Origin of the sequence: Streptomyces sp. NPDC085460 (genome assembly GCF_044541975.1) — a bacterium.
Lineage (GTDB): Bacteria > Actinomycetota > Actinomycetes > Streptomycetales > Streptomycetaceae > Streptomyces.
The window spans coordinates 153,235-165,177 of the sequence record NZ_JBITTO010000005.1 but is presented as its reverse complement, the minus strand read 5'-3'; the positions used below and the strand labels follow the sequence as shown (position 1 = coordinate 165,177).

10 protein-coding genes are annotated in these 11,943 nt (G+C 74.5%); 4 read left to right on the top strand and 6 right to left on the bottom strand.

From position 1 onward, the window contains the following. The first annotated feature begins 23 nt into the window (after positions 1–23). From cobT to ACIGHB_RS14565, 3 genes are all read left to right on the top strand, one after another. On the top strand, positions 24–1,103 hold the full coding sequence (cobT, locus tag ACIGHB_RS14575; protein WP_399913629.1) for a nicotinate-nucleotide--dimethylbenzimidazole phosphoribosyltransferase: 1,080 nt from the start codon (positions 24–26) through the stop codon (positions 1,101–1,103). 110 nt (positions 1,104–1,213) lie between these two features. After that, on the top strand, positions 1,214–2,974 hold the full coding sequence (locus ACIGHB_RS14570) for a phosphatidylglycerol lysyltransferase domain-containing protein (RefSeq protein WP_399913042.1): 1,761 nt from the start codon (positions 1,214–1,216) through the stop codon (positions 2,972–2,974). Next, positions 2,971–3,681, top strand: coding sequence for a hypothetical protein (locus tag ACIGHB_RS14565; RefSeq protein WP_399913039.1), 711 nt, complete (start codon positions 2,971–2,973; stop codon positions 3,679–3,681). Before ACIGHB_RS14570 ends, ACIGHB_RS14565 begins: the two co-directional genes overlap by 4 nt. Here ACIGHB_RS14565 and ACIGHB_RS14560 read toward each other — a convergent pair. Then, on the bottom strand, positions 3,621–4,388 hold the full coding sequence (locus ACIGHB_RS14560) for a hypothetical protein (protein ID WP_360319222.1): 768 nt from the start codon (positions 4,386–4,388) through the stop codon (positions 3,621–3,623). The two genes, ACIGHB_RS14565 and ACIGHB_RS14560, sit on opposite strands and share 61 nt — an antisense overlap. Before the next feature lie 87 nt (positions 4,389–4,475). Between ACIGHB_RS14560 and ACIGHB_RS14555 the strand changes: the two genes are divergently transcribed. Further along, positions 4,476–5,240, top strand: coding sequence for an adenosylcobinamide-GDP ribazoletransferase (locus tag ACIGHB_RS14555; protein ID WP_360319224.1), 765 nt, complete (start codon positions 4,476–4,478; stop codon positions 5,238–5,240). Here ACIGHB_RS14555 and ACIGHB_RS14550 read toward each other — a convergent pair. Genes ACIGHB_RS14550 through ACIGHB_RS14530 form a run of 5 tightly spaced genes read right to left on the bottom strand, consistent with a single transcriptional unit; the run spans position 5,237 to position 11,865 of the window. Further along, positions 5,237–6,025 (bottom strand): endo alpha-1,4 polygalactosaminidase, encoded by a 789-nt coding sequence (locus ACIGHB_RS14550; RefSeq protein WP_360319226.1) that lies wholly within the window; start codon positions 6,023–6,025, stop codon positions 5,237–5,239. The two genes, ACIGHB_RS14555 and ACIGHB_RS14550, sit on opposite strands and share 4 nt — an antisense overlap. Then, the gene (locus ACIGHB_RS14545) at positions 6,022–6,642 is read right to left on the bottom strand and encodes a spherulation-specific family 4 protein (RefSeq protein WP_360319228.1); all 621 of its coding nucleotides are present in this window, start codon (positions 6,640–6,642) and stop codon (positions 6,022–6,024) included. Before ACIGHB_RS14545 ends, ACIGHB_RS14550 begins: the two co-directional genes overlap by 4 nt. A 12-nt stretch (positions 6,643–6,654) precedes the next feature. After that, on the bottom strand, positions 6,655–8,205 hold the full coding sequence (locus ACIGHB_RS14540; RefSeq protein WP_399913033.1) for a hypothetical protein: 1,551 nt from the start codon (positions 8,203–8,205) through the stop codon (positions 6,655–6,657). Next, a complete protein-coding gene (gene pelF / locus ACIGHB_RS14535; RefSeq protein WP_360319232.1) occupies positions 8,202–9,740 on the bottom strand; it encodes a GT4 family glycosyltransferase PelF in 1,539 nt (512 codons plus the stop codon). The genes ACIGHB_RS14540 and pelF overlap by 4 nt, the downstream gene beginning before the upstream one ends. A gap of 28 nt (positions 9,741–9,768) precedes the next feature. Continuing rightward, a complete protein-coding gene (locus tag ACIGHB_RS14530) occupies positions 9,769–11,865 on the bottom strand; it encodes a hypothetical protein (RefSeq protein ID WP_399913029.1) in 2,097 nt (698 codons plus the stop codon). Positions 11,866–11,943: the final 78 nt, after the last annotated feature.

Below are 11,943 nucleotides of genomic sequence, written 5' to 3'. Positions count from 1 at the left end.
CGATGGACGACCAGCTGCACTCCCTGAATCTCGACGACTTCTCCGATCTGATCGAGCGCCCCGACGGCGGGATCCGGCGTGACGCCGAGGAGCGCCGGGAGCGGCTCGCCGTCCGCCCGGGCGCGCTCGGGCGCCTCGACGAACTGGGCGAGTGGCTGTCCGCGGCCCAGTCGGCGGTGCGGGTGCGGGCGATCGAGCAGCCGAAGGTGGTCGTCTTCGCCGGGGACCACGGCATCGCCGCCTCGGACGTGTCGGGCCGTCCGGCCGGCACCGCCCACGTCCTGGTGCGGGAGCTGCTCGACGGGGCGAGCCCGCTCGCGGTGCTGGCCCGCTCGATGGACGTGCCGGTACGGGTCGTGGACGCGGGGCTCGACTGCGACCCGGGGCTGCTTCCGGAGGCGGTGACCCGGCACCGGGTGCGGCGCGGCAGCGGCCGGATCGACGTCGAGGACGCGCTGACGCCGGAGGAGACCGAGGCGGCGGTGCGGCTCGGCATCGCGATCGCCGACGAGGAGGCCGACTCGGGCACCGATCTGGTGGTGCTCGGCGATCTGAGCGTGGGCGGCACGACCCCGGCGTCGACGCTGATCGCGGCGCTGTGCGGGACGGACGCCTCAGTGGTGACCGGGCGCGGCGGCGCGGGGATCGACGACCTGGCGTGGATGCGCAAGTGCGCGGCGATCCGCGACTCGCTGCGGCGGGCGCGGCCGGTCCTCGGCGACCAGCTGGCGCTGCTCGGCGCGGTCGGCGGGGCGGACCTGGCGGCGGCGACCGGTTTCCTGCTCCAGGCGGCGGTGCGGCGGATGCCGGTGATCCTGGACGGGGTGGTGGGCGCGGCCTGTGCGCTGGTGGCGCAGCGGGCGGCGTTCCGGGCGCCGGACTGGTGGCTGGCGGGCCAGGTGTCCGGGGAGCCGGCGCAGGCGAAGGCGCTGGACCGGATGGCGCTCAACCCCCTGCTGGATCAGGGCGTCCTGGTGGGTGAGGGAACCGGGGCACTGCTCGCGCTTCCCCTCGTCCGGGCCGCGGCGGCACTCGCCGCCGAGCTGCCCGAGCGTCCGGAGCCGACCACTCCGGACGAGTCCGTCCCGGCCGGGGCGGTCTGAGGGGACGGCGCGACTCCATCGGTGAGGCCCGGAGGCGGCCGCCCGCGACGCGCGGGTGGCCGCCTCCGGCGTCGCCGCACGGGAAGCGATGCCCCATATGATCGCTTTTCATGGGAGAGGTCCGCTTGTCCGCCGAAGGAACGCCCCAGGGCACCGACCGCTCGCGGCGGAGTGCCGCGTTCGCCGTCTGGTACCTCCGCGTCGTCACGTTCATCAACCTCCTGAGCGCCGTCTGGGTCTCCTTGGGGCAGGACCTGCGACGGCACAACGAGGACGACTACTTCACGCCGTACATGCTCACGGCGGGCTTCGCCTCCGGCGTCTTCACCCTCTTCCTGGCGGTCACCATGCGCCGCCGCAAGCGGGCCGCCTGGATCCTCAACACCGTGCTGTGCGGCGTCTTCCTGCTGCTCTTCGCGCTGGTGATGTTCTTCCCCGAGGTTCGGCAGCACGCCCAGAACTGGATCTCGCTGGTCCTGACCGCCGCCTTCTTCGTCTCCCTGATGCTGGGCCGCAAGGAGTTCTACGCGAAGGGCGACCGCTCCAACCCGCTGCTCGCCGCGGTGGTCGCGGTCGGCGGTCTGCTCGTCACCTCGCTGCTCGCCGCCCTGCTCGTCACCGTCACCAACACCGCCGCCGGGCACGCCACCTTCCTGGAGCGGTGGCGGTACGGCGTGATGCGGCTGATCACGCTGGCCGCCGACGACTCGCGGTTCCCGACGATCACCACCCCGGGCTGGGTCGACGTGGTCATCAACGTGATGTCCACGCTGCTGCTCTTCGCGGTGCTGTTCGCCGCCTTCCGGTCCCGCCGGGCGGTGGACCCGCTGACCGAGGGGGACGAGGAGCGGCTGCGGGCGCTGCTCGACAAGCACGGGGACCGGGACTCGCTCGGCTACTTCGCGCTGCGCCGCGAGAAGAGCGTGGTCTGGTCGCCGAGCGAGAAGGCGGCCGTCGCCTACCGGGTAGTCGGCGGGGTCTCGCTGGCCTCCGGCGATCCGATCGGCGACCCGGAGGCGTGGCCGGGGGCGATCGAGCCCTGGCTGGCCGAGGCCCGCGAGCACGGCTGGATCCCGGCGGTGATGGGCGCGAGCGAGGAGGCCGGGGTGATCTACGCCCGGCACGGCCTGGACGCCCTGGAGCTGGGCGACGAGGCGATCGTGGAGACCGACGAGTTCACCCTGGACGGGCGGGCGATGCGGACGGTCCGACAGGCGTTCAACCGGGTGAAGCGGGCCGGGTACGAGGTGCGGATCCGGCGTCACGAGGACATTCCCGCCGAGGAGATGGCGGAACTGCTGCGGAAGGCGGACGACTGGCGGGACGGGGCCACCGAGCGCGGCTTCTCGATGGCGCTCGGCCGGCTCGGGGACCCGCGCGACGGGCGGTGCGTGATGCTGGAGTGCACCGACGGCACCGGAGAGCTGCGGGCGCTGCTCTCCTTCGTGCCGTGGGGGCCTAAGGGGCTCTCGCTGGACCTGATGCGGCGGGACCGCGACTCCGAGAACGGGCTGATGGAGTTCATGGTGATCGAGCTCCTCCAGCGCGCGAAGGAGATCGGGATCACTCAGGTCTCGCTGAACTTCGCGATGTTCCGGTCCGTCTTCGAACGCGGCTCGAAGCTCGGCGCCGGCCCGGTGCTGAGGATGTGGCGCTCGCTGCTCAGCTTCTTCTCCCGCTGGTGGCAGATCGAGTCGCTGTACCGCGCCAACGCCAAGTACCGACCGATCTGGGAGCCCCGCTTCATGCTCTTCGAGAAGAGCGCCGACCTGCCGCGCATCGGCATCGCCGCCGGCCGCGCCGAGGGCTTCCTGGAGGCCCCGGGGCTTCCCAAGTGGATGCACCGCAAGCACCTGGAGAGCGGGAGGTGAGCGGCGCGGTCCGCCGGTTCGCCCACCGCGAGTGGGGGCCTCTGTTCGGCACCCTGCGGCGGGAGCTGACGGCCCGCCGGTGGGCGGCGGTCCCGCTGACGCTGACCGCGGTCTGCCTCACCGCGCTCTTCCAGTTCGTACAGAACCAGGACTGGGGGTACGGGCCGGTGCAGGCGATCGGCGCGGTGCGGGCCGAGGACCCGCTCTGGCTCGCCCTGCTGCGTACCCCGCTCTCGCTCTTCGTCCCCGCGCTCGACCTGCCCGTCTGGGGCGCGCTCGCCCAGGTGCTTCTGGTCTTCGGGATCGCGGAGCTCTGTCTGGGCCGGTGGCGGACGCTCGGGATCGCCTACCTGGCGACCCTGTGCGGCACGCTGTACGCGCGCGTGGGCATCGCGCTGGGCCCCGGCACCCCGCTCGGCCTCCCCGCCTCCGACGCGCACGTGGTGGACACCGGCCCGTCGGCGGCCGTGGTGGGCCTCGCCGTCTACGTCTGCTGGCGGCAGCGGGCGTACTGGACGGGGGGCGCGGTCGTCCTGGCGATGGTGATCGAGGTGATCGTCAAGCCGAACCTCGCGGGCAAGGAGCATCTGGCGGCCATCGCCGGCGTCCTGGTGCTGATGGCGGTGCTGAAGTGGCGGGAGCGCGGTCAGGACCGGGTGGAGCCCCGGCCGGGGACGCGCTCCTGGAAGCCGCCGATCAGGTCCTGAGCCTTCCGCCGCACCCGGGTCCAGCGCTTGTCGTGCCGGTAGGCGCGGACGGTGCCGCGGGCCCGGGAGCGGTGGCGGCGCCGGTAGAAGTGCCGCCACCACCAGGAGCCGGGGCGGGCCAGCCGGACGGCGCCGACGATCGCCACGAAGGGCACGAAGACGCCGATCAGCGCCATCCGCAGCTTGCCCTTGACCAGGGTGACCAGGATGAGGAGGAAGTTCAGGACCAGGGTGAGGATGAAGCTCACCCGGTCCTGCCGCTCCTCCTCGGTGACGTCGTTGACGCCGAGCGGGGAGAAGCCGCTGAGCGGCAGCAGCATGAGGGCGGCGGTGAGGACGACGACCTCGACGCTCTGCCGCCCCTCCTCCGACCAGTACACGTCGTCCAGATGGAGGATGAGCGCGAACTCGTCCAGGACGAGTCCGGCGCCGATCCCGAAGACGACGGCGAAGGCCGCCGCGCCGAAGCCGTGCCGGCCGCTGGCGACCGCGCCGAAGCCCCCGAGCACGGTGAGGACCACGCCGGGCACCACGTGGTGGATGTGCAGCCCGCCGGCGGAGGAGACGTTCCGGAAGGGGCCCTTGCCCGCGCGGATGAGCCGGGTGACCGTCCGGGTGATGAGGAAGGTGAGGACGAAGGAGGTCAGCGCGAGCAGCATCGGGAGCTTCCCCGGCTCCAGGATGTTGCGGGAGAACCAGTGACCCATGCCACCCCGTTCCGATATGACCCATACGCACCCATACGTATCGACATGCGCAATCTACCGTCCGCGACCGGCGATTACCCTGCCCGGATGGACGGCCTGCGTTTCGCCTTCGGGACCCTCACCGTGTTCCCCACCCGCATCACCCGCTGGGACCGGGACGCGGCACGCGCCGGCATGCTCTGCGCCCCGCTCGCCGGACTCGCCGTCGGTCTCGTCGCCGCGGCGGCCGGCGGAGTGCTCCTGCCGCTCGGCTCCGGGCCGCTGACCGCCGCCGTCGTCACCGTCGCCGTCCCCGCGCTGCTCACCCGCGGGCTCCACCTCGACGGCCTCGCCGACACCGCCGACGGGCTCGGCAGCGCCAGGCCCGCCGACGAGGCGCTGCGCATCATGAAGCAGTCCGACATCGGCCCGTTCGGCGTCATCGCCCTGGTCCTCGTCCTGCTCGCGCAGGTCGCGGCCGTGTACGAGCTGTACGGGGAGGGCTGGGCGCACGGCGCGTTCGCCGTGGTCCTCGCGGCCACGGTCGCCCGGCTCGCCCTCACCCACGCCTCCCGGCAGGGGGTGCCGGCGGCCCGCCCCGAGGGGCTCGGCGCGATCGTCGCCTCCACGGTGCCGGTCCGGTCCGCGACCCTCTGCACCGCCGCCGTCCTCCTCCTCGCCGCCGGCGCGGGCCTGCTGCTCTCCTCGTACGACGCCGTCCACGCGGTCCTCGCCGCGGGCGCCGGACTCGCCGCCGCCGCCCTCCTGCTGCGCCGCTGCGTCCGCCGCCTCGGCGGTGTGACCGGCGACGTCTTCGGGGCGGTGGAGGAGACGGCGGCCACGGCGACGCTGGTGGCGCTGACGCTGGGCTAGCAGGCCCGGCGCCAGGCCCCCAGCTCGTACTTCTTCTCGATCGAGCTCAGGCCCAGCTCGCGGCTGCGGGCGCAGAAGGCGGCGGCGGACAGCTCGTACTCGGCGTGGAAGACCGGCTTGTCCGCCGCGACGAAGGGGGCGAGGCGGTGGCACTCGTCGTACTGGGCGCACTGCTCGTTGACCGCGAAGTCGAAGTCGCCGAGCAGCTCCGGGATCTGGTCGAGGTCGTTCTTGAGGCCGACGGCGAGACCGCGGTCGTGGGCGAGGCGGGCGATCAGCCGGTTGTAGCGGAGCTGGTCGGCGGCGGTCAGCGGGAAGCCGGTGCGGTTGGCGTAGCCGTCCATGTTGTCGGGTTCGACGGCGTCGAAGCCCTTGGCCCGGCACATCTCGATCCGTTCGGCCATCAGGGGTTCGAGGACGTCGGTGCGGCGGATGTCGAGCCAGCGCTCGCCCTCCCAGCCGTTGCCCTCGCCGAGGACGGCGGCGGGGAAGCGTCCCGCGTCGGGGCGGAACTCCTCCCAGGCGCCGGTGGAGAGGTAGCAGATCACCTTCCGGCCGCGCCGGTGCAGGTCGGCGACGGTGTCGGCGGAGTGGTCGAAGCCGTCGATGTCGTAGACGGGGACGTCGACGGTCGGGTCCAGCTTCCCGCTCAGCTGCCACTGCCAGGCAAGCCCCGCCTTCGGGCGCCAGCGCTCGCCGTCCGGCTTGGGGTCGGGGGCGGAGCCCGTGGTGCAGGCCGTGGCGAGGAGGAGCAGGGCCGCGAGGAGCGGGAGGAGGCGTCTCATCGGGCGGGCTCCGGGAGTCCGTGCGGCAGGGTGCCCCAGGGGTGGGCGCCGGCGCCGGGGACCGCGCAGTGCACCTCGGTCGCGGGGCGGAAGCCGGGCGGGGCCGCGTAGACGAGGTGGCAGTGGTGCGGGGCGGCCGGCGGGTCGGGGGCGCGGTAGCTGTCCCAGGGGCCCTCGAAGGTGACCAGCAGGTCGGCCAGTTCGGCGTATCCCTCGTCGGGCCGGGTGCCGTGGTTGAGCACCAGGGTCTTGGCGCCGGCGGCGCGGGCGGCGACGGCGAGCCGCCGGTAGTGCGGCAGGGCGTCGGGCGCGGTGGCCACCTGGTCGAGGAAGGCCCCGTCGGCGCCGTACCAGTCGCGGTGGCGGAGCAGGTCGGTGACGACCTCGGCGTGCGGGCGGCGGCCGTAGGCGGTGTCCGCGTAGCCGAGGATCCGGACGCCCGCGGCCCGCAGCCGTCCTGCCACCTCCGCGAAGGCCGGGTCGGCGGCCTCCCCCGCGCCGTTCGCCGGGTTGAGGACGACGCCGTGGAGGGCGGGTGCGGCGGCGACCAGGGCCGCCCACTCCTCGGGCCGGTCGGTGGGGTGCTCGTAGAAGGGCACCAGGAGGGAACGTTTCACTCGCCGTGTCTCCTAAGCGCGGTGGGCGGTGGGTCGTACCAGCAGAACATGGCTGAGGACGGCCAGCACGGCCGCCGCTCCCCCGGCGGCGAGGGGGCCCGCCGCCGGCTGGAGGGTCTGCGCGGCGGCGGCCAGCAGACAGACGGTCGCCGCGCCGAGGACGGCGCCGAACGCCTGGAGGAGCAGTCCCAGCCAGAGCACCGTGCCGATGAGGAGCAGGGCGAGCAGCCGGTCCGGGGTGGGCCAGGGGGTGCCGGGCCACAGCAGGGTGGCGGCGGCGGTGAGGGCGAGCAGCGCGGTCAGATAGCCGCCGAGGCAGCCGAGCAGGGTGCCGGTGACGGCGCGGCGGAAGGCGCGGGCGGTGGTGAGGGTCCGCAGCCGGGCGAGGCTGCCGCCCCGGAAGCGGTGCAGCAGCCATTCGGCGGGCCCCATGGAGAGGGTGAGCGCGATGACCGCGCCGGTGCCGGTGGCCAGGGAGTCGCCGAGCCCGGCGTGGAGCACGAGGACCCCGCTGCCGAGGCCGAACAGGCCGTACGGGACGGAGGCCGCGAGCGGCGGTCCGCCGCGTCCGGCGGCGCCCCGCGCGGCGCCGGGGCGCAGCGTCCGGGCGGCGACCAGGCAGGCGGCGGTGAGCGAGACGGCGGGCAGCGCGACGCGGAGCGGGTCGGGCAGGTCCCAGCGGAGGGCGGGGAGGGCGCCGAGCAGCGGCAGCAGGGCGGCGAGCAGGGCCCGTTCGCGGCCGAGGACGAGGAGGACGGTGGCGGCGGCGAGGTAGAGGGACTGGCCGGCGGCGAAGAGGGCGGCGGGCAGTTCGCCGTCGCGGGCGGCGGCGACGGCGACGGCGGTGCCGGCGAGCGCGCCGGCGGGGGCGCCGGTGAGCAGGGCGCGGGCGGCGGCGGCCCGGTCGCCGAGGCCCAGCCAGGTGTGGGCGCGGTGGGAGAGGGCCTGGTTCCAGACCCAGCCGGTGACGGCTCCGGCGAGGAGCGGGAGGGTGCCGGAGGGCAGCCCGTACGGTCCGGGGGCGCCGGCGAGCAGGGGGCCGGCCAGGAGGTAGGCGAGGCCGGGGAGGGCGAAGACGAGACCGCGCAGCAGACAGCCGCCGAGCCCGGCGAGCCCGGCGAGGCGGCCGGGGCCGCGCGGCTCCGGGCGGGGCGGTTCGGGGTGGCGCCGCTCTCCGCGCGCGTACAGGTCCTCGGCGAGGGCGAAGGAATCGTTCCGCCCGTAGGCGAGGCGGATGTGGTCGTCGGTCATGCCGTCGGCTTCGAGGAGCGCGGCGATCTCGTCGGGATGGACGGCCGCCGCCACGAACGCGTCGAGCCGGAGGGCGAGTTCGTCGAGGGGGTCGGCGGCGGTGGCGGGTGGCGCGGCGGGCGTCGTACTGGGCGCGGACGCTGTGCCGGGCGACGCGGGTGCGGGGGCGGACGCCGTGCCGGGCGACGCGGACGCCGTGCCGGGCGGCGGGGGGTCGGCGGGGGACGGTGGTGGGGCCTGGTGTCGGGGGCGGGGCGGGGACGGCAGGGGTGGGGAGGTGGTCGGGGGTTTCAGCCAGAGGGAGCCGCTCATGCCGGGGTGCCTTCCGGGACTCGGGGCGCGCCGCGGCGCGGGGACGGGATGGAGACGCGCAGCGGCGGGGCGGCGACGGCGGGCCCGGGGACGCGGGGGGCGGCGAGTTCGCGGTAGATGCGGCGGAAGCCGTCGACCGAGCGGTGCAGGGTGAACTCGTCGATGACCCGCTGCCGGGCGCGCCGGCCGAGGTCGGCGCGGCGGGCGTCGTCGCGAAGGAGGGCGGAGACGGCGGCGGCCATGACGGCCGGTTCCCGGGGCGGGACGACGACGCCGGTGTCGCCGACCGCCTCCCGTACCCCTCCGACGTCGGTGGAGACGGTGGCCCGGCCGCAGGACATGGCCTCGATGAGGGAGAAGGGGAAGCCCTCGCTGATGGAGGAGAGCATCACGACGCTGCCGGCGGCGTAGGCGGAGGGCACGTCGGTGACGCGGCCCTCGAAGGAGACGCCGTCGGCGACGCCGAGTTCGGCGGCGAGCTTCTCCAGACGGGTGCGGTAGTCCTCGTTGCCGGCGGGGACGGGGCCGAAGAGCCGGAGCCTCAGTTCGGGGAGTTCGGCGCGGGAGATCGCGTACGCCCGGATCAGGGTCTCCAGGTCCTTGATCGGGTCGACCCGGCCGCACCAGCTGAGGGTGGGCGTCTCCGGTTCGGGTCCCGCCTCGGGGAAGAGGGCGGGGTCGACGCCGTTGTAGACGGTGCGGATGCGGTCGGCGGGGGCGCCGCCGCGCTCCTCCCAGCGCCGGTTGTACTGGTTGCAGGGGGTGATGAGGTCGGCCTGCCGGTAGCCGAGGGAGTTCAGCTCGCGGTAGAAGCCGAGCAGGAGGGCCTTGACGGGCCAGCGCTGGGCCTCGGTGCGGTAGCCGAGGTAGCGCTCGCGGAGGTAGATGCCGTGTTCGGTGAGCAGGAAGGGCACCCCTTCGAAGTGCTGCGCGGCGAGCGCGGGCAGGGTGGCGAGGCCGCTGGAGACGGCGTGCGCCACGCTGCCGTCGGCTATCCGGGCGCCGAGCGGCCGCAGGGCGTGTTCGAGCAGGTCGGTGGCGGTGAGGGCGTCGTGGACGGTGGGCCCGGCGGCACGCGTCGGCAGGTGCGGCATGGTCCAGATCCACATGAGGGAGCGGAGGGCCGCCTCGGAGCGGAGGGCCGGGGTGAGCCGGCCCTCGCGGGCGAGGGCGGCCAGCTCGTAGAGGCTGCCGGCGAGGTCGTGGCCGGCGTCCGGGTCGAGCAGGGCGAGCAGGAAGTGCTCGTAGACGGCGAGGAAGCGGCGGCGTTCGCGCCCCCGCGGGGGCCGGGGCGCGCGGCGGGGCGCGGCCGGTCCCCGCGGGTGCCCCCACAGGGGGAACGCGGTGTGCCGGGTGATGTTGGGCGGCAGCTCCCAGGTGACGGGTTCGCGGCCGCTGCCGGTGAGGGCGAGGATCTCGAAGGTGACCTCGGGCATGCCTCGGACGAGCTGGTCGCACCAGGTGCTGACGCCGCCGTGGACGTGCGGGTAGGTGCCTTCGGTGAGCATGGTGACGTGACGGCCACTGCTCGGCATGGTGTGTGTTCCCCCCAGGACGTGCTGGTCAGGCGGTCGGGAGCTGGAGTGTGACGGAGGTCTGGAGCAGTTCCGGCGCGGTCCAGGCGGAGCGGCTGCCGGCGTAGGCGGTGCCGAAGGCGGTGGTGCCGAGCAGGAGTCGCTTGCGGGTGCCCTCGGGGGCGGTGACGGGGATCTGGACGCCGGCGGGGGCCTTGACCGTGACGGTGTCTCCGACGCGGTACGCGGTGACCTTGCCGGCGGCGAGGGCCGCGTCCCAGGCGTCGCGGCGGGTCAGCTCGGTGCCGACGTCCTTCTGGCGGGGGTTCACGATCGGGGTGTTCGCGGCGAAGAGGCCCCGGTAGTCGGCGAGGATCCGGTCGAGGACCGGGTAGAGGAGGCGCTCCTCGGCCAGGTTGGACTGGTGGACGTAGTGCGGGCGCGGGTCGTTGGCGACGACGTGGCCGAGGGCGATGCGGGCCTCCTGCGGGGCGATGTACTCCGCGTATCCGGTGGCCGGGTCGAGCGGGGCGGGCAGGCAGGTGGAGGCGGGGTTGGTCTCGCAGGCGCCGCTGCCGCCCTGGGCGCGGGAGGTGTAGATCCAGTTGTACTCGTCGGTCATCTCGGCGGCGGTGCCGACGTTGTAGTACACGTTCATGGGGTGCCGGGGCACGGTCTTCGCGGCGCCGACCGCCCGCTGGCGGGGTTCGCGGGAGTTGTCGCTCGCGATCGCCTTGACGCCGTTGTCGGCGAGGGCTCCGGCGAGGTTCGGATTGTCCGCGGGCTGCTGGGGCAGGGTCTTGAGGCCGGAGTGCTCGCCGGTGACGAGTTCGGAGCGGTCGACGGAGATGCCCTTGCGGGCCGCCCAGTCGAGGTTGTCGCGGATCTGTGCGGACAGCTCGGCGCGGCTGACCCAGAGGGTGGCGCCGGAGGCGTTCTTCGCGCACTGCCAGGGGACGGTGGTGTTGTCCTGGACGCAGCCGAGGTAGGGGTGGGTGTAGGTGTGGTTGATCCAGCGGTACTGGGCGCGGTCGGCGATCAGCCGGGCGGCGAGCGGGTCGCTGCCGCCGTGCTCGACCTTCCACTGCTCGCCCTGGCCGCCGTTGTAGACCATGTCGAGGGTGAAGCCGGAGGACTTCTGCCAGGCGGCGGCGTACACGGCGTCCGCGGCGGTCATCCGGATGGGGTTCTCGGCCTCGCCGTCGCCGCCCACGCAGTCGAAGTCGCCGGGGGTGCAGTCGCGGACGGTGTCCCAGCGGGCGTCGGGCGCGAAGACGTCGTCGACGTGGACGGAGAGGTAGTTGCGGGACTGTCCGAGGTGGACGCCCTGGGTGAGCCAGTCGACGATGCCCCGGGCGAGGGCGCGGAACTGCCGCTGGTGCTGGTTGTAGGCGAAGGTGACGACGAGTTCGCGGCGCCCGTCGGCCGCGTACTCGCCGACCAGGCTGGCCCGGCCGCCGGAGCCGGCGCTGTCGACGGGGATGTCGACGTAGCTGGTGAAGCCGGCCCGGGGGCGGCCCGCGTAGCCGTAGCTCTCGGAGATCGCCGGGTCGTTGTCCTCGAAGGCCAGGCTGCCGGCGAGGTAGCCGAAGGGGCCGGCCTTCCCGGCGGCGGTGACACCCGCGGTGACGCCGTCGAGGACGCCGGACCAGCCGCCCTCGCTGGTGTAGTCGAGGCCGACGCCGGGGTGGGACCAGGTGTACGCGTCGACCTGCGGGATCCCGAAGGCGCGCTCGTACGCCTGGAGGGCGGTGTGCTCGGCGGAGTCGGGGCCGAAGGCGGTCTCGTGGGGCAGGACGACGCCCTGGTACTTGGCGCGGGGCCGGCCGTCGACCGTGTCGCTGAGGAAGCCGGCGGTGAGGACGGGCCGGTTCGGGTCGTTCAGGTCGAGGGTGCGGTACGGGACGCCGGAGCCCTTCAGCTCGGCGGTGATCGCCTCGACCGCGCTGCCGCCGTCGTCGACGACCAGGACGGTGAGGTCGATCCGGGGCGCGGGGGCGGCGGCGGCCTGCGCGGACGGCACGACGGTGGCGAGGAGCGCGGCGGCGGCGAGCGCCCCGGCGGTGCGGCCGGCCCGGCGCGGCACCCCCTTGTTTCCGGACTTCCTCGGCGCGGTCGCGGGCATGCGGGATCTGTTCGCGGGCATGGTGTGGTGTCCCCCCTCGGCAGGTCTCCGGACGGGGGAGGACCTGTGGAGATGAAGCGCGGGCGCGAGTGCCGCCCT

What these genes read in the sequence shown, in the direction of transcription:
- ACIGHB_RS14570 (WP_399913042.1), top strand. Translation starts at nt 1,214, where the DNA reads ATGGGAGAGGTCCGCTTGTCCGCCGAAGGAACGCCCCAGGGCACCGAC.
- ACIGHB_RS14560 (WP_360319222.1), bottom strand. Translation starts at nt 4,388, where the DNA reads ATGGGTCACTGGTTCTCCCGCAACATCCTGGAGCCGGGGAAGCTCCCG.
- ACIGHB_RS14555 (WP_360319224.1), top strand. Translation starts at nt 4,476, where the DNA reads ATGGACGGCCTGCGTTTCGCCTTCGGGACCCTCACCGTGTTCCCCACC.
- ACIGHB_RS14550 (WP_360319226.1), bottom strand. Translation starts at nt 6,025, where the DNA reads ATGAGACGCCTCCTCCCGCTCCTCGCGGCCCTGCTCCTCCTCGCCACG.
- ACIGHB_RS14540 (WP_399913033.1), bottom strand. Translation starts at nt 8,205, where the DNA reads ATGAGCGGCTCCCTCTGGCTGAAACCCCCGACCACCTCCCCACCCCTG.
- pelF (WP_360319232.1), bottom strand. Translation starts at nt 9,740, where the DNA reads ATGCCGAGCAGTGGCCGTCACGTCACCATGCTCACCGAAGGCACCTAC.
- ACIGHB_RS14530 (WP_399913029.1), bottom strand. Translation starts at nt 11,865, where the DNA reads ATGCCCGCGAACAGATCCCGCATGCCCGCGACCGCGCCGAGGAAGTCC.